Genomic DNA, 16120 nt, shown 5'->3' on the forward strand with positions numbered 1-16120 from the left:
CATGGAAACGACTGTAAGAAAACAAAAGAAAAATTTAGAAACGAAGAAACCATCAATTTACTCTTTACAACTTCATGAAATGCAAGATTGGTTAAAGGAACAAGGAGAACCGAAGTTCCGTGCTGGACAAATTTTTGATTGGTTATATAAAAAACGTGTAAAAAATTATGAGGATATGTCAAACCTTTCTAAAGGATTGCGTGATAAATTGTCGAATTCCTTTGATATTACTACTTTAAACACGTTAGTAAAACAAACGTCTTCGGATGGAACAATTAAATTCTTATTCCAATTATATGACGGATATTCTATTGAAACGGTATTAATGCGACACGAATATGGAAATTCCATTTGTGTAACAACGCAAGTGGGTTGTCGTATTGGGTGTACGTTCTGTGCTTCGACACTTGGTGGATTAAAGCGAAACCTAGAAGCTGGAGAAATCGTAGCGCAAGTAGTAGAAGTTCAGCGTGCGCTTGATGAAACGGAAGAACGTGTAAGTTCTCTTGTTGTTATGGGGATTGGAGAACCATTTGATAACTATGATAATTTAATGGGATTCTTACGCATCATTAACCATGAAAAAGGACTTCATATTGGTGCGAGACATATGACTGTTTCGACGAGTGGAATTATCCCGAAAATTTATAAGTTTGCTGAAGAAGATCTACAAATTAATTTTGCGATTTCATTGCATGCTCCAAACTCAGAATTACGTTCAAAATTAATGCCGATTAACCGTGCTTATAAATTACCAGATTTAATGGAAGCTATTAAATACTATGTAAATAGAACAGGGCGTCGTATTACTTTTGAATATGGATTATTTGGAGGAGAAAATGACCAAGTAGAGCATGCTGAAGAGCTTGCTGCGCTCTTAAAAGGTGTAAAATGTCATGTGAACTTGATTCCGGTAAACTACGTACCTGAACGTGATTATGTACGTACGCCACGTGAACAAATTTTCTTGTTCGAGAAAACGTTAAAAGATCGTGGAGTGAATGTAACGATTCGCCGTGAACAAGGTCATGATATTGATGCAGCCTGCGGTCAGTTGCGTGCGAAGGAGCGCAAAGAAGAGACGAGGTGACGAGATGAAAGCCGTATTTCTATCGGATAAAGGAAAAGTTCGTCAACATAATGAAGATAGTGCAGGAGTTTTTCACAATTTAGATGGAAATGTATTAGCGGTAGTAGCAGATGGAATGGGAGGTCATCGAGCTGGTGATGTAGCTAGCTCGATGGCCATTCAATTATTCCATGATTATTGGAAGCAAACACATAATATGAATGAGCCGAAAAAAGTAGAACAATGGTTACATACTAGTGTTGGGATTATTAATGAGCGTATATATGAATACGCTCAGCAAAATGCAGAATGTAATGGTATGGGAACAACGCTTATAATAGCTGTTTGTACACCAAGCTTTGTGACAATAGGGCATATAGGAGATAGTCGTTGCTATATGGTATCAGAAGGAGAAATGACGCTAGTAACGGAAGATCATTCACTTGTAAATGAGCTTGTGAAACATGGTGAAATTTCAAAGGAAGACGCAGAGTATCATCCGAAAAAGAATGTGTTATTAAGAGCATTAGGAACAGAAGAAAAAGTTGGGTTAGATGTTAAAACGTTGGTGATTGAGGAAGATGATCAATTACTTCTTTGCTCTGATGGGTTATCAAACAAAGTTTCTATTGATGATATGCGACAAATTTTACAGTTAAATGAACAGCTTGAAGGTAAAGGGCAGTGTCTCATTCAATTGGCAAATGATCGCGGTGGAGAAGATAATATCACACTTGTTCTTATTGATTATGCGGGTTCGACAAACGAAAGTAGGTGAAGTGCAACGTGCTGATTGGAAAACGCTTAAATGACCGTTATAAGCTGCTGAAAATGATTGGTGGTGGCGGAATGGCCAATGTATATTTAGCTCATGATGATATACTTGGCCGAGATGTAGCGGTAAAAATATTAAGACTCGACTACTCAAATAACGAAGAGTTTATTAAACGTTTCCATCGAGAAGCGCAGTCTGTTACAACGTTGTCGCATCCAAATATTGTGAATATGTATGATGTCGGAGAAGAAGATGGTATATACTATCTTGTCATGGAATATGTACCAGGGCAAACATTGAAGCAATACATAATTGAGCGAGGGATGTTACCTATAGGAGAAGCTCTTGATATTATGGAGCAGTTAACATCCGCTATGGCACATGCCCATCATTTTGAAATTGTGCATCGTGATATAAAGCCGCACAATATTTTAATTCGAGCTGATGGAATAATAAAAGTAACAGATTTTGGAATTGCGACAGCTACAAGTGCAACAACAATTACACATACAAATTCAGTGCTCGGTTCAGTCCATTATTTATCACCAGAACAGGCACGTGGCGGGATAGCAAATAAACAATCGGATATTTATTCTCTTGGAATAGTTATGTTTGAATTGTTAACAGGAAGACAACCGTTTTCTGGCGAATCTGCTGTTGCTATAGCTTTAAAACATTTACAAAGTGAAATCCCATCACCAAAAAGATGGAATGAAAATATTCCGCAAAGTGTTGAAAATATTATATTAAAGGCAACTGCAAAAGATCCGTTTCACCGATATCAATCTGCCAATGCGATGAAGCGAGATATTGAAACTGCGCTATATCCAGAGAGGATAAATGAGCAACCATTTTACATACCGGAAGATATGGAAGCGACGAAAGCGATTCCGATTATTCAACAAGAACAATTATTTGAAAATGTAAGTGATGAAACGATTGTTTTAAAAGGGAGTAAGGTGGAAGAACCGATAAGAGCAGAAGCAGCTGAGTTAGATAAGAAGAAAAAACGGAGTAACAAGTGGCTTAAAGTTTTAATTTCAACATTTTTATTTTTAGCAATAGGAATAACATTAGCACTTACGGTTATTCCAGGATTATTTATTCCGAAAGATGTGAAAGTTCCTGATGTGGCTGGTATGAAATACACGACAGCTGTAAATACATTAGTAGAAAAGGGCTTTGAGGTGACGGAGCCTAATATTGTATATACAGATGATGTTGAAGTTGGGGATGTAATAAAAACGGACCCTGTAGCAGGAAGAGTCGTAAAAGAAAACGCTAAAATTACTATCTATCAATCAGGTGGAAAAAAGAAAAGTAAGATGGCAAATTTCACAGGTCAAAACTTTGAGAGTGTAAAAGCTGAGTTAGAAGAAAAATATAAACAAGTTACGGTAAATTATATTGAAAATGATAAGCCGAAAGGTGAAATTGTAGAACAAATTCCGACGCCTGATCAGATGGTTATAGAAGCGGAGCAAGAACTGAAAATCTGGGTAAGTAAAGGGCCTTATCAAATTAGACCAGGTGACTTTTCGGGGTGGACTGAAAATAGTGTAACTGGTTATTTGAATGAGAGAAAACTAACGTCAGATATAAAACGAGAGTATTCAGATACAGTCGAAAAAGGACTTGTAATTTCGCAATTTCCAAAACCAGGTACACCATTAAAAGAGGGAGATAAAGTAACTATTATTATCTCTGATGGTCAAAAGCCTAAAGTGACTAAAACGGTAAAAGTGGACAATATCTCTATCCCATATGAGCCTGCTGTAACAGGTGAAAAAAAGCCGCAAACAATAGAAATTTATAAAGAAGACATGCAGCAAAAAATGGATAGACCGGTTGAAACGAGAACAATTACTGAATCAGCGACTATTTCTTTAGAATTTGTAATTCAAGAAGGTTCAAAGGGACACTATAAAATTGTACGGGATGGAGTAACGATTATTGATAAAGAAGTACCATATCCAACTCAATAATAGTGAAAGTCTACTTATTATTATTGCCTGTTATGCTGTCTACAAAGTGGACGGTATAGCAGGCAAAAATATATGATTCAAAAAGCTAGTAAAGTGATGCAGCTGTAAATATTTTTTTGCATTTAATGGGAAATTCAATGTATATTAGCGAAAGTATATATGGTAGGTTTTGAAATCGTTATTTGGAAAATTTAAATCCATTCATTTTTAAATTCAGCATCACCTTATACAAAAAAAGGAGAATTCTATGCCAGAAGGAAAAATTATAAAAGCTTTAAGTGGGTTTTATTACGTGCAGCATGAAGAAGGGGTTACGCAATGTCGTGGGCGAGGTGTATTTAGAAAAAATAAAATTACACCACTTGTAGGAGACCAAGTTGTTTTTCAGGCAGATAATCCAACTGAAGGTTATGTGCTTGAAGTGTTTGATCGAAAAAATGAACTTGTTAGACCTCCTATTGCTAATGTCGATCAAGCGATCCTTGTGTTCTCTGCAGTAGAACCAGATTTTAATCCTGGACTGTTAGATCGATTTTTAGTGCTGATTGAATATCATAACATTAAGCCAATTATTTGTATTAGCAAGATGGATTTAGTAGATGAAAAGATGAAAGCAACTGTTGAAGCTTATGCGAATGATTATCGTGAGATGGGTTATGATGTTTTATTTACTTCTATTAATACTTCAGAAAGTATTGATATATTAAAACCATACTTAGAAAATTGTGTTTCTGTCGTTGCGGGCCAATCTGGTGTTGGGAAATCTTCAATGCTTAATGTGCTACGTCCAGAATTAGAGCTGAAAACAAATGATATTTCTTCCCATTTAGGACGCGGGAAGCATACGACAAGACACGTAGAATTAATTGCAATTGGGAGTGGACTAGTAGCAGATACACCGGGTTTTAGTTCACTAGATTTCATTGATATAGAAGTAGAAGATCTTACATATTGTTTTCCAGAGTTGAAAGAAGCGAGCCAATACTGTAAATTTAGAGGGTGTACACATCTTTCTGAACCGAAATGTGCGGTGAAAGCTGCGGTTGAAGAAGGGAAGATTACAGAATATCGCTATAAGAACTATAAACAATTCGTAGAAGAAATTAGAGAGAGAAAGCCGAGGTATTAGTTATGATTAAAATTGCACCATCGATTTTATCAGCAGATTTTTCAAAATTAGGGGAAGAGATTAAAGATGTAGAAAAGGGCGGAGCGGATTACATTCACGTTGACGTAATGGATGGACATTTCGTACCAAATATTACGATTGGACCGTTAATTGTAGAAGCAATCCGTCCGATTACATCATTACCATTAGATGTACATTTAATGATTGAAAATCCTGATAACTATATCCCGACTTTCGCACAAGCGGGAGCGGATATTATTACTGTTCACGTAGAGGCGTGTCCGCATCTACATCGTACAATTCAGTTAATTAAATCTCATGGTATTAAAGCGGGCGTTGTATTAAATCCACATACGCCAGTTTCAGTGATTGAGCATGTATTAGAAGATATAGATATGGTATTACTTATGACAGTAAACCCTGGATTTGGTGGACAGAAGTTTATCCATTCTGTATTACCGAAAATTAAACAAGTTGCAGACATGGTGAAAGAGCGCAATCTAGAAGTGGAAATTGAAGTTGATGGTGGTGTAAATGCTGAAACAGCAAGACTTTGTGTGGAAGCAGGAGCAAATGTACTTGTAGCTGGGTCAGCAGTATACAATCAAAAAGACCGCGGTGAAGCAATTCGCGTAATTCGTGGGTAGTGATGAACTTTTATCCTAGTAAGGCATTTATAGGATAGGATAAAAATATGTAAAAAGGCAATCTACCGAATGGCAGATTGCCTTTTTACAATGGAAGGAGAAGAAAAAATGATTATTCATATTTTGGCAGGAGGACCTTCGGAATATTGCGCAGATTTTGCTCGATACGAGAATGAGGAAGTAGTGTGGGCAGCGGTTGATAGGGGAGTATACCGTCTATTAAAGAAAGGGATTACCCCGGCTGTTGCGTTTGGAGATTACGATTCAGTTACTGAAGAAGAATTAGTATGGATGGGACAGCAAACGAACGAATTACATATTGTTCCGCGGGAAAAAGATCAAACGGATTTAGAAATTGCAATCAACTGGGCATTAGAACAGAAGCCGGCACTAATTCGTATTTTTGGTGCTACTGGTGGAAGGCTTGATCACGGTTTGGCAAATATACAGATGCTTTTAAAAGGGTTAGAAGTAGAGATAGAAATGTTTATTGTGGACAATAAAAATGAAATAACAGTTAAAAAAATGGGTACACATATAATTGAAGAAAATAAAAATTTTCCTTATGTATCTTTTGTACCAGTTACTGAAATAGTGGAAGGGATTACATTGTTTGGTTTTAAGTACCCTCTTACTAATAAAACAATAGAGTGGGGATCAACACTTTGTATTAGTAACGAACTCGTTGAGGAAAAAGGTACTTTTTCATTTACTTCTGGCATATTAATGTTGATAAGAAGCACTGATTGAAGAAACAATTTTGCTCCTTACATCATATAGTGACCAAGTGGAGTAATGGGGATTAGGAGGGAAACCATGAGATTTTATACAATTAAGTTACCTAAATTTCTTGGTGGAATAGTTCGTGCAATGTTAAATACCTTCAAAAAAGATTAAAAAAAGCACCTATCACCGGTGCTTTTTCCATTGTTATAGTAAAAAAAGAGCCTATCGGCTCTTTTTTTTATTATTAAACACGTTCGATTTTGCCAGATTTTAATGCTCTAGCAGAAACGTAAACACGTTGAACTTTTCCGTCGATGCGTACGCGAACTTTTTGAAGGTTAGCGCCCCATTTACGTTTTGTAGCGTTCATTGCGTGAGAACGAGAGTTACCAGAACGAGCTTTTCTTCCAGTAATAGCACAAACACGAGCCATTTATATTTCCCTCCCTTGATACCTTACCATACGTAATTTTTCAATGTTAGTCTTTTATGCGATGCTAAAAACACTACTATAATTTAACACAACTAAAAAGAGAATGCAACACCGTAGAAAAAAGAAATCAAGAAAATTTACTTGACACTATATGTTAATGAAGAAAAGTTGAAATCCATAAAAATTGCTTGACATATTATAGTGGTACATGTTGTATAATAACAATGGACTATTTTGCTCATCATAAAAAAGTGTAATTTAAAACATAAAATATGAGAGTGAAAAGAAAGAACGATGGAATTTTCTTTAAAAAGATTATATGATAGTAACTAAAGTAGTCTAGCTCACTTTCACCATTTATGAAGGGGGAAACGAGATGTCAATTGAAATTAAAACGAAGTACGGTCAAATTGATATTAGTACAGATGTAATTGCAACAATTGCTGGAGGTGCCGCGGTAGATTGCTACGGTATCGTAGGTATGGCATCAAAAAATCAGTTAAAAGATGGATTAACAGACATTTTACGAAAAGAAAACTTCACTAGAGGTGTTATTGTTCGTAAAGATGAAGATGAAGTACATATTGATATGTATATTATTGTGAGCTATGGTACGAAAATTTCAGAAGTGGCACATAATGTGCAGACGAAAGTGAAATATACATTAGATCAAACTGTAGGACTAGCAGTAGATTCTGTAAACATCTACGTACAAGGAGTTAAAGTAATAAACTTGTAATGTGCATTAAGGAGGAAAATCTGTGTCAATTCAAAAAATTGATGGAAAACGTTTATCACAAATGATCATGCAAGGAGCGAATAATTTAACAAACAATGTTCAGCTTGTTGATGCATTAAACGTATTTCCAGTTCCAGATGGCGATACCGGTACAAACATGAACTTATCTATGACTTCAGGTGCGCGTGAAGTGAAAGCAAACCCTTCACAGCATGCTGGTAAAGTCGGCGTAAGTTTAGCCAAAGGATTATTAATGGGAGCTCGTGGTAACTCTGGAGTTATTTTATCTCAGTTGTTCCGTGGTTTCTCTAAATCCATTGAACAAAAAGAAGAATTAACAACAGTTGATTTTGCTGCAGCACTAGAAGCTGGAGTAGAGGCGGCTTATAAAGCGGTTATGAAACCGATTGAAGGAACGATTTTAACGGTTGCAAGAGAAACGGGTAAATATGCAGTAACAGTTGCGAAAAAACAGCGCGACTTTGTTTTGTTTATGGAAGACGTTGTGAAAGAAGCAAACGCATCGTTAAATCGTACGCCAGATTTATTACCTGTATTAAAACAAGTTGGCGTTGTAGATAGCGGTGGTAAAGGTCTTGTAGTGGTATACGAAGGATTTTTAGCTGACTTAAAAGGAGAAACGATTTCTTCTGATGCACCGACGCAACCATCTATGAATGAAATGGTACGCGCAGAACATCACCGTAGTGTACAAAGCCAATTGAGTACAGAAGATATTAAGTATGGATATTGTACGGAATTCATGGTGAAATTAGAGGCTGAAAAGGTGAAAGAGCATAATTTCTCTGAACAAAAATTCCGTGAAGATATTAGTGTATATGGTGATTCTCTACTAGTTGTGTCTGATGATGAAATTGTAAAAGTTCATATCCATGCAGAACATCCTGGAGACGCTATGAACTACGGGCAAAAATACGGTAGTTTAATTAAGATTAAAGTAGAAAATATGCGTGAACAGCATACTGCTTTATTAGATGAACCTACTATGGTTCCTGAACAACCAGCTCAATCGAAAGAAAAACAACCATATGGTATCGTAACTGTAGCTATGGGGTCTGGTATTAAAACTTTATTTGAGAGCATCGGCGCAACGAAAGTTATCGAAGGTGGTCAAACGATGAATCCAAGTACGGAGGATATCGTGAAGGCAATTGAAGAAGCAAATGCTGAAAAAATCATTATTTTACCGAATAACGGAAATATTGTAATGGCAGCAGAACAAGCGGCATCAGTTGTAGATCAAGAAGTTATTGTTGTTCGTTCGAAAACAGTTCCTCAAGGTATGGCAGCAATGTTAGCATTTAACCCAGTTGGAACGTTAGAAGAGAATGAAGAAAACATGCAAGAAGCTTTATCTCATGTGAAAACAGGTCAAATTACGTATGCTGTACGTGATACGGAAATTGATGGTGTAGCAATTCAAAAAGATGATTTCATGTGTATTGCAGATGGGAAAATTGTATCTACAAATGCTGAAAAAGTAGGAGCTGCGAAGCAATTACTAGAAGCGCTTATTGATGAAGATTCTGAAATCGTAACGATTCTACAAGGTGAAGATGCAACTGACGAAGAAGTAGCGGAGTTAGTTGAATTTGTAGAAGAGAAATTTGAAGATGCAGAAGTAGAAGTGCATGCTGGAAACCAACCAGTGTATTCTTTCATCTTCTCTGTAGAATAAGATAAGATTCGTTTTGAAAATAAATGGATTACTTACTTGCTAATGGATAAGAAGTAGTAATATGAAGTTTATTACTAGTTTTTATTCAAAAGGCTAGCATATTGAAGAGAGAAAAGAGCCTTGCTGCTAATAGTGAGGCTCTTTTTTACTTGTTTTATATAAGGGATTTGAGTAGTTTCTCTTAGAATGCCTATGATAGAATATATAAGGTGAAAGAGAGCGATTACAGATGCTAATTGGTACTCAAATAAAATGCAATAAAGAAAATAATGTGACGGGGTGTGAGAATCTTGAATGATGTTGTACAAGTTCCTGTTACGGATGTAAAGGGGATCGGAGGAGAAACATCTGAGTTACTACATGAGATGGGTATTTATACAGTTTCTCATCTATTAGAACATTTTCCATACCGTTATGAAGATTATGCGATGAAAGATCTTGCTGAAGTAAAGCATGATGAACGTGTAACGGTTGAAGGGAAGATTCATAGTGCTCCTTTGCTGCAATATTATGGTAAGAAGAAATCGCGTTTAACAGTTCGTGTTCTCGTCGGTCGTTATTTAATTACGGCGGTATGTTTTAATAGGCCTTACTATAAGCAAAAATTAAAGTTAGATGAAACGGTAACGATTACTGGTAAATGGGATCAACATCGTCAAACAATTGCTGTATCAGAACTTCATTTTGGGCCGGTTGTACGTCAACAAGAAGTGGAACCTGTTTATTCAGTAAAGGGGAAACTTACAGTAAAACAGATGCGTCGTTTTATTGCTCAAGCGTTAAAGGAATATGGAGATTCTATAGTCGAAGTGTTACCGGATGGTTTGTTAGGGCGATATAAATTATTACCAAGATATGAAGCGCTTAGGGCATTGCATTTTCCGGTAGGACAGGAAGATTTGAAGCAAGCGCGTCGCCGTTTTGTATATGAAGAATTTTTCTTATTTCAGCTGAAAATGCAAACGCTCCGGAAAATGGAGAGGGAAAATTCAAAAGGGACGAAGAAAGAGATTCCGTCAGTAGAATTACAAGAATTTATCGATGCACTGCCGTTTCCATTAACGGGTGCGCAGCGCCGAGTTGTAGATGAAATTTTGAAAGATATGACATCTCCTTATCGGATGAACCGACTATTGCAAGGTGACGTTGGTTCTGGGAAAACAGTTGTTGCTGCGATTGGCCTTTATGCATCGAAATTAGCTCATTATCAAGGTGCTTTAATGGTTCCTACAGAAATTTTAGCTGAGCAACATTATCAGTCGCTTGCTGAAACGTTTTCGCATTTTGGTATGAAGGTGGAACTGTTAACAAGTTCTGTTAAAGGTGCGAGACGTCGAGAAATTTTAGCGAAGTTAGAACAAGGAGAAATAGATATTCTTGTTGGAACGCATGCCTTAATTCAAGATGAAGTTATATTTCATAGGTTGGGTCTCGTTATTACAGATGAACAGCATCGATTTGGTGTAGCGCAGCGCCGAGTTTTACGGGAGAAAGGTGAAAGTCCAGATGTATTATTTATGACAGCGACACCAATTCCGCGTACGCTTGCAATTACTGCATTTGGAGAGATGGATGTTTCGATAATCGATGAGATGCCAGCAGGTAGAAAGGTGATTGAAACATATTGGGCAAAACATGATATGTTAGATCGCGTTCTCGGTTTTGTTGAAAAGGAGATAAAAAAAGGAAGACAGGCATACGTTATTTGTCCTCTAATTGAAGAATCTGAGAAACTTGATGTGCAAAATGCTATCGACTTACATAGTATGCTGACGCATCATTACCAAGGGAAATGCCAAGTTGGATTGATGCATGGGAGATTATCGTCTCAGGAAAAAGAAGAGATAATGGGACAGTTTAGTGAAAATAAAGTGCAAATTCTTGTATCGACAACAGTTGTTGAAGTAGGTGTGAACGTACCGAATGCGACTGTAATGGTTATTTATGATGCAGAACGTTTCGGTTTATCGCAGCTTCATCAGCTTAGAGGGCGTGTCGGCCGTGGTAGTGAGCAATCATATTGTTTATTAATAGCAGACCCTAAATCAGAAACAGGGAAAGAAAGAATGCGCATAATGACTGAAACAAATGATGGATTTGTATTGTCAGAAAAAGATTTAGAATTACGAGGTCCTGGAGATTTCTTTGGGAGTAAGCAAAGTGGCTTACCAGAATTTAAGGTTGCTGACATGGTACATGATTATCGAGCGTTAGAAACAGCAAGGCAAGATGCGGCGATACTAGTAGATTCAGAAGCGTTTTGGCACAATGATCAGTACGCTGCCTTGCGTACGTATCTTGATGGGACAGGGGTGTTCCAAGGAGAGAAGCTCGATTAAAGGGAGTCAACAAAAGTTTTTGTTGCATTCTACTTTTAATGATTATATACTACTGTTAGTACCTAGTCATAAAAATGGATGGTGCGGTATGAAAAAAAGAAGAAGTAAAAAAGAAAGACAAGAGTTATTACAACAAACAATCGAATCAAATCCTTTTATTACGGATGAAGATTTAGCGGAAAAATTTCAAGTGAGTATACAAACAGTACGACTTGATCGTATGGAATTGTCTATTCCTGAATTAAGAGAGAGAATTAAACATGTAGCTACAAAGCAACATGAAGAAGATGTGAAATCTTTACCGTTAGAAGAGGTTGTTGGAGAAATTATTGATATTGAATTAGATAGACATGCAATCTCTATCTTTGAAGTAAAGGTAGAACATGTATTTAAAAGAAATCAAATTGCCCGTGGGCATCATCTGTTTGCGCAAGCAAACTCACTAGCTGTTGCAGTTATTGATGAAGAATTAGCTTTAACTGCAAAGTCTACCATTCGATACATTCGCCCTGTAAAATTAGGAGAGCGTGTTGTTGCAAAAGCGCGCGTTGAAGATGTAGAGAATGATAAGGGACGGACGGTTGTCAAAGTGCGTAGCTTCGTTGGAGAAGAACTTGTTTTTACAGGCACTTTTGAAATGTATCGATCTAGTAATTATAGTGAGGAAGGTAACAACTTATGAAAATCGCAATAGATGCAATGGGCGGAGATCACGCTCCAAAGGCTGTAGTATTAGGGGCAATGAAAGCTATTAAGGAATATTCTGATTTACATATTACGTTAGTAGGGAAAGAAGAGGAAATTCGTCAATACTTAACGAGTGATGAACGAATTACTATTCTTCATACAGACGAAAAAATAGAATCAACGGAGGAACCAGTAAGAGCGGTTCGTCGAAAAAAACAAGCTTCAATGGTGCTTGCGGCACAACAAGTAAAGGATGGAGAAGCAGACGCTTGTATATCCGCAGGTAGTACAGGAGCTTTAATGGCAGCTGGATTATTTGTTGTCGGTCGTATGGAAGGAATTGAGCGACCAGCTTTATCGCCTACAATGCCAACTGTAGATGGAAAAGGTTTTGTTATGTTAGATGTTGGAGCAAATGTTGATGCAAAACCAATTCATTTATATCAATATGCAGTAATGGGATCTGTTTATGCTGAGAAGGTAAGAGGAATTGAAAATCCTCGCGTTGGACTATTAAACGTTGGAACAGAGGATGGAAAAGGAAACGAGCTTTCAAAGCAAGTATTTGCAATGCTTAAAGATGCGCCAATTAATTTCGTTGGGAACATTGAATCAAGAGATTTATTGCAAGGTGTAGCAGATGTTGTTGTATGTGATGGTTTTACAGGGAATGTAGCGTTGAAATCATTAGAGGGAACAGCACTTGCGCTATTCTCTATGTTGAAAGAACAATTAATGAGTTCATTTACGAGTAAATTAGCAGCGGCGGTATTAAAGCCAAAACTTATGGTATTAAAAGATAAAATGGATTATTCGGAGTATGGAGGAGCTGCATTATTTGGATTGAAAGCACCTGTCATTAAGGCTCACGGTTCTTCTAATGACCAGTCGATATTTAGTGCGATTCGTCAAACGAGAGAAATGGTAGCGAAAGAAGTAATTCCTACGATTTCAAGCGTAATGGAGAAAGAGTCACTCCAATAAGAGGAGGATTTGAAATGGGAAAAATAGCATTTCTTTTTCCGGGCCAAGGTTCACAGGCAGTTGGAATGGGTAAACAATTAGCAGAGAATAATAAAGAGGTTGCAAAAGTGTTTGCAAAAGCAGATGAGGTGTTGCAAGATTCACTTTCAGAAGTGATTTTTGAAGGACCGCAGGAAAAGCTTACATTAACAACAAATGCGCAGCCTGCATTATTAACAACGAGTTTTGCTATTTTGACAGCTTTGAAAGAGTATGACATTACACCTGACTTTGTCGCTGGTCATAGTTTAGGTGAATATAGCGCTCTTGTAGCAGCTGGTGCATTAACTTTTGAAGATGCGGTATATGCTGTAAGGAAACGCGGGGAATATATGGAAGAAGCTGTTCCGGGCGGGGAAGGTGCAATGGCAGCTATATTAGGTGCTGACCCACATATGCTGAAACAAGTTACAGAAGAAGTAACAAGTGAAGGATATGCAGTGCAAATCGCTAATATGAATAGTACGAAGCAAATTGTAATTTCTGGAACGAAGCAAGGCGTAGAGGTTGCTTCTCAAAGAGCGAAAGAAAATGGTGCAAAGAGAGCAATTCCACTAAAAGTAAGTGGGCCATTCCATTCTTCACTTATGAAGCCGGCAGCTGAGAAGTTTCAAAGTGTTTTGAATGAAATTACAATTCATGATACGAACATTCCTGTTATTGCAAATGTTACGGCGGATGTTATTACACGTGGTGCCGACATTCAAGAAAAGTTAATCGAACAGCTTTATTCGCCTGTATTATGGTACCCGTCTATTGAATGTATGGTGAAGCAGGGAGTAGATACATTTATTGAAATTGGGCCTGGAAAAGTACTTGCTGGACTTATGAAGTCAATTGATTCATCAGTGAAAGCATATGCGATATATGATGAAGAGACATTAAAAGATACCATTTCAAATTTGAGAGGAGAAAACTGATGTTAAAAGGGAAGGTAGCATTAGTAACTGGCGCTTCACGTGGAATTGGTCGCGCGATTGCGATCGATTTAGCGAAACAAGGGGCAAATGTAGTAGTAAATTATGCAGGTAATGAACAAAAAGCAAATGAAGTAGTAGATGAAATTAAGAAATTAGGTTCTGATGCAATTGCGGTAAAAGCAGATGTTGCAAATGCTGATGATGTTACAAATATGGTGAAACAAACAGTAGATACATTTGGACAAGTTGATATTCTTGTAAATAATGCTGGTGTAACAAAAGATAATTTATTAATGCGTATGAAAGAAGAAGAATGGGATACAGTTATTAATACAAACTTAAAAGGTGTATTCTTATGTACAAAAGCAGTATCTCGTTATATGATGCGTCAACGTCACGGTAGAATTATAAATATCGCTTCTGTTGTGGGTGTTATAGGAAACCCAGGGCAAGCTAATTATGTTGCTGCTAAAGCGGGTGTTATTGGATTAACAAAAACATCTGCAAAAGAGTTAGCAAGTCGAAATATTACTGTGAATGCAATTGCGCCGGGCTTTATTGCGACTGATATGACGGATGTACTAGATGAGAATATTAAAGCTGAAATGTTAAAAGTTATTCCAGCTGCTCAATTTGGTGAAGCGAAAGATATCGCGAATGCTGTAACGTTTTTTGCTTCTGATCAAAGCAAATATGTTACAGGTCAAACGTTAAATGTTGATGGCGGTATGGTAATGTAATAAAAGAATCGATTTCACCTAGTTTTTTTGGTCAATATTTAATATAATATTTGAGGGGAGGTGAATGGAATGGCAGATGTTTTAGAGCGCGTAACAAAAATCATCGTTGATCGTTTAGGAGTAGAAGAGACTGAGGTAGTACCAGCTGCAAGCTTCAAGGAAGATTTAGGAGCAGACTCCCTAGATGTAGTAGAACTTGTAATGCAATTAGAAGATGAATTCGAAATGGAAATTTCTGATGAAGATGCTGAAAAGATTGCTACTGTTGGCGATGCTGTGACTTACATAGAGAGTCATCTATAATGCTTAAGTGAAGTCCCGTTTTTTAGCGGGGCTTTCTGGCTTATATCTGGAGGGACCTATGCCGTACCGAAAATATAGAGAAAAAAAATACGAAACAAAATATCGTGAAGCATTTAAAGTGTTTCAAGAAAAGATAGGTATTACGTTTACAGATGAAAAATTATTGATTCAAGCATTTACGCATTCATCGTATGTGAATGAGCATCGAAAAAAACCGCATGAAGATAATGAGCGTCTTGAATTTCTTGGAGATGCAGTATTGGAACTGACTGTATCACAGTATCTGTTTCAAAAATATCCGACAATGAGCGAAGGAGAGTTAACAAAACTACGTGCAGCTATTGTATGTGAGCCATCTCTTGTTCGTTTTGCGAACGAATTGTCATTTGGCAGCCTTGTTTTATTAGGAAAAGGTGAAGAAATGACAGGTGGACGTGAACGACCAGCTTTATTAGCGGATGTCTTTGAAGCGTTTATTGGTGCCCTTTATCTTGATCAAGGGCTAGAAACAGTTTGGGAATTCTTAAAAGAAATTGTATATCCGAAAATTAATGAGGGTGCTTTTTCTCATGTGATGGATTATAAGAGTCAGTTGCAAGAATTGATTCAGCGTGATGGCAGTGGCAATGTTGAGTATCAAATTTTGCAAGAAAAAGGACCAGCTCACAATCGAGAATTTGTGTCACGTGTTACGTTAAATAACGTAGCTTTAGGTCTTGGTAGTGGTAAGTCGAAAAAAGAAGCAGAGCAACAAGCTGCTGCAGAAGCATTGAAAAAATTAAAAGAACAACTATAAGGAATCCCCCTTTGAATGAGGGGGATTCCTTATGCATAGAATGAAACTTTCTTTTTGTTTATAAAGAAAAAGAAGGTAAATCCGTATAATACTTGTTTTTATATAGAGAA

At 37.1% G+C, this 16120-nt stretch carries 17 protein-coding genes; 16 read left to right on the forward strand and 1 reads right to left on the reverse strand.

All coding sequences use genetic code 11. The annotated features are described in order from the left end of the window. Position 1: 1 nt before the first annotated feature. From rlmN to spoVM, 7 genes are all read left to right on the forward strand, one after another. Complete coding sequence (gene rlmN, locus ES895_RS04665) at positions 2-1090, forward strand: dual-specificity RNA methyltransferase RlmN (RefSeq protein ID WP_000450541.1); 1089 nt, start codon at positions 2-4, stop codon at positions 1088-1090. A gap of 4 nt (positions 1091-1094) precedes the next feature. Then, positions 1095-1847, forward strand: coding sequence for a Stp1/IreP family PP2C-type Ser/Thr phosphatase (locus tag ES895_RS04670; RefSeq protein WP_000648703.1), 753 nt, complete (start codon positions 1095-1097; stop codon positions 1845-1847). Positions 1848-1855: 8 nt separating this feature from the next. Further along, positions 1856-3829 carry a Stk1 family PASTA domain-containing Ser/Thr kinase gene (gene pknB, locus ES895_RS04675; RefSeq protein ID WP_000904748.1) on the forward strand — a complete coding sequence of 658 codons (1974 nt, stop codon included), beginning with the start codon at positions 1856-1858 and terminating at the stop codon, positions 3827-3829. A gap of 247 nt (positions 3830-4076) precedes the next feature. Beyond that, positions 4077-4958: a ribosome small subunit-dependent GTPase A gene (rsgA, locus tag ES895_RS04680; protein WP_001113932.1), complete on the forward strand. Its 882-nt coding sequence runs from the start codon at positions 4077-4079 to the stop codon at positions 4956-4958. A 2-nt stretch (positions 4959-4960) separates the two neighbouring features. Continuing rightward, positions 4961-5605, forward strand: coding sequence for a ribulose-phosphate 3-epimerase (gene rpe, locus ES895_RS04685; protein WP_000589974.1), 645 nt, complete (start codon positions 4961-4963; stop codon positions 5603-5605). Positions 5606-5674: 69 nt separating this feature from the next. Further along, positions 5675-6355, forward strand: a complete 681-nt coding sequence (locus ES895_RS04690) for a thiamine diphosphokinase (protein WP_135238175.1) — start codon at positions 5675-5677, stop codon at positions 6353-6355. A 66-nt stretch (positions 6356-6421) separates the two neighbouring features. After that, positions 6422-6502, forward strand: coding sequence for a stage V sporulation protein SpoVM (gene spoVM / locus ES895_RS04695; RefSeq protein ID WP_001213599.1), 81 nt, complete (start codon positions 6422-6424; stop codon positions 6500-6502). Between the two features lie 73 nt (positions 6503-6575). Here spoVM and rpmB read toward each other — a convergent pair whose 3' ends face one another. After that, the gene (rpmB, locus tag ES895_RS04700) at positions 6576-6764 is read right to left on the reverse strand and encodes a 50S ribosomal protein L28 (RefSeq protein ID WP_000124776.1); all 189 of its coding nucleotides are present in this window, start codon (positions 6762-6764) and stop codon (positions 6576-6578) included. A gap of 376 nt (positions 6765-7140) precedes the next feature. Between rpmB and ES895_RS04705 the strand changes: the two genes are divergently transcribed. The 9 genes from ES895_RS04705 to rncS all read left to right on the forward strand — a co-directional run bounded on the left by ES895_RS04705 (position 7141) and on the right by rncS (position 16010). Then, positions 7141-7503: an Asp23/Gls24 family envelope stress response protein gene (locus ES895_RS04705; RefSeq protein WP_000021109.1), complete on the forward strand. Its 363-nt coding sequence runs from the start codon at positions 7141-7143 to the stop codon at positions 7501-7503. Between the two features lie 22 nt (positions 7504-7525). Further along, complete coding sequence (locus ES895_RS04710; RefSeq protein WP_000027129.1) at positions 7526-9202, forward strand: DAK2 domain-containing protein; 1677 nt, start codon at positions 7526-7528, stop codon at positions 9200-9202. Between the two features lie 290 nt (positions 9203-9492). Beyond that, entirely contained in the window at positions 9493-11541 is a 2049-nt protein-coding gene (gene recG, locus ES895_RS04715; protein WP_001000813.1) for an ATP-dependent DNA helicase RecG, read from the forward strand. Positions 11542-11629: 88 nt separating this feature from the next. Next, a complete protein-coding gene (fapR, locus tag ES895_RS04720; protein ID WP_000747349.1) occupies positions 11630-12223 on the forward strand; it encodes a transcription factor FapR in 594 nt (197 codons plus the stop codon). Further along, complete coding sequence (plsX, locus tag ES895_RS04725) at positions 12220-13212, forward strand: phosphate acyltransferase PlsX (RefSeq protein WP_000684098.1); 993 nt, start codon at positions 12220-12222, stop codon at positions 13210-13212. The genes fapR and plsX overlap by 4 nt, the downstream gene beginning before the upstream one ends. Positions 13213-13226: 14 nt before the next feature. Then, positions 13227-14171, forward strand: a complete 945-nt coding sequence (fabD, locus tag ES895_RS04730; RefSeq protein ID WP_000515903.1) for an ACP S-malonyltransferase — start codon at positions 13227-13229, stop codon at positions 14169-14171. Next, positions 14171-14911, forward strand: coding sequence for a 3-oxoacyl-[acyl-carrier-protein] reductase (gene fabG / locus ES895_RS04735; protein ID WP_000911768.1), 741 nt, complete (start codon positions 14171-14173; stop codon positions 14909-14911). The genes fabD and fabG overlap by 1 nt, the downstream gene beginning before the upstream one ends. 69 nt (positions 14912-14980) lie before the next feature. Then, on the forward strand, positions 14981-15214 hold the full coding sequence (gene acpP, locus ES895_RS04740; protein ID WP_000786062.1) for an acyl carrier protein: 234 nt from the start codon (positions 14981-14983) through the stop codon (positions 15212-15214). A 58-nt stretch (positions 15215-15272) separates the two neighbouring features. Next, on the forward strand, positions 15273-16010 hold the full coding sequence (gene rncS, locus ES895_RS04745) for a ribonuclease III (protein ID WP_001146875.1): 738 nt from the start codon (positions 15273-15275) through the stop codon (positions 16008-16010). The last annotated feature ends 110 nt before the right edge of the window (positions 16011-16120 follow it).

Source organism: Bacillus sp. 007/AIA-02/001 (assembly GCF_004634455.1).
Lineage (GTDB): Bacteria > Bacillota > Bacilli > Bacillales > Bacillaceae_G > Bacillus_A > Bacillus_A cereus.

Excerpts from the sequence above, each read along its gene's own strand:
- rlmN (WP_000450541.1), top strand. The coding sequence starts at position 2 with ATGGAAACGACTGTAAGAAAACAAAAGAAAAATTTAGAAACGAAGAAA.
- ES895_RS04670 (WP_000648703.1), top strand. The coding sequence starts at position 1,095 with ATGAAAGCCGTATTTCTATCGGATAAAGGAAAAGTTCGTCAACATAAT.
- rsgA (WP_001113932.1), top strand. The coding sequence starts at position 4,077 with ATGCCAGAAGGAAAAATTATAAAAGCTTTAAGTGGGTTTTATTACGTG.
- rpe (WP_000589974.1), top strand. The coding sequence starts at position 4,961 with ATGATTAAAATTGCACCATCGATTTTATCAGCAGATTTTTCAAAATTA.
- ES895_RS04690 (WP_135238175.1), top strand. The coding sequence starts at position 5,675 with ATGGCAGATTGCCTTTTTACAATGGAAGGAGAAGAAAAAATGATTATT.
- spoVM (WP_001213599.1), top strand. The coding sequence starts at position 6,422 with ATGAGATTTTATACAATTAAGTTACCTAAATTTCTTGGTGGAATAGTT.
- rpmB (WP_000124776.1), bottom strand. The coding sequence starts at position 6,764 with ATGGCTCGTGTTTGTGCTATTACTGGAAGAAAAGCTCGTTCTGGTAAC.
- ES895_RS04705 (WP_000021109.1), top strand. The coding sequence starts at position 7,141 with ATGTCAATTGAAATTAAAACGAAGTACGGTCAAATTGATATTAGTACA.
- fapR (WP_000747349.1), top strand. The coding sequence starts at position 11,630 with ATGAAAAAAAGAAGAAGTAAAAAAGAAAGACAAGAGTTATTACAACAA.
- plsX (WP_000684098.1), top strand. The coding sequence starts at position 12,220 with ATGAAAATCGCAATAGATGCAATGGGCGGAGATCACGCTCCAAAGGCT.
- fabD (WP_000515903.1), top strand. The coding sequence starts at position 13,227 with ATGGGAAAAATAGCATTTCTTTTTCCGGGCCAAGGTTCACAGGCAGTT.
- fabG (WP_000911768.1), top strand. The coding sequence starts at position 14,171 with ATGTTAAAAGGGAAGGTAGCATTAGTAACTGGCGCTTCACGTGGAATT.
- acpP (WP_000786062.1), top strand. The coding sequence starts at position 14,981 with ATGGCAGATGTTTTAGAGCGCGTAACAAAAATCATCGTTGATCGTTTA.
- rncS (WP_001146875.1), top strand. The coding sequence starts at position 15,273 with ATGCCGTACCGAAAATATAGAGAAAAAAAATACGAAACAAAATATCGT.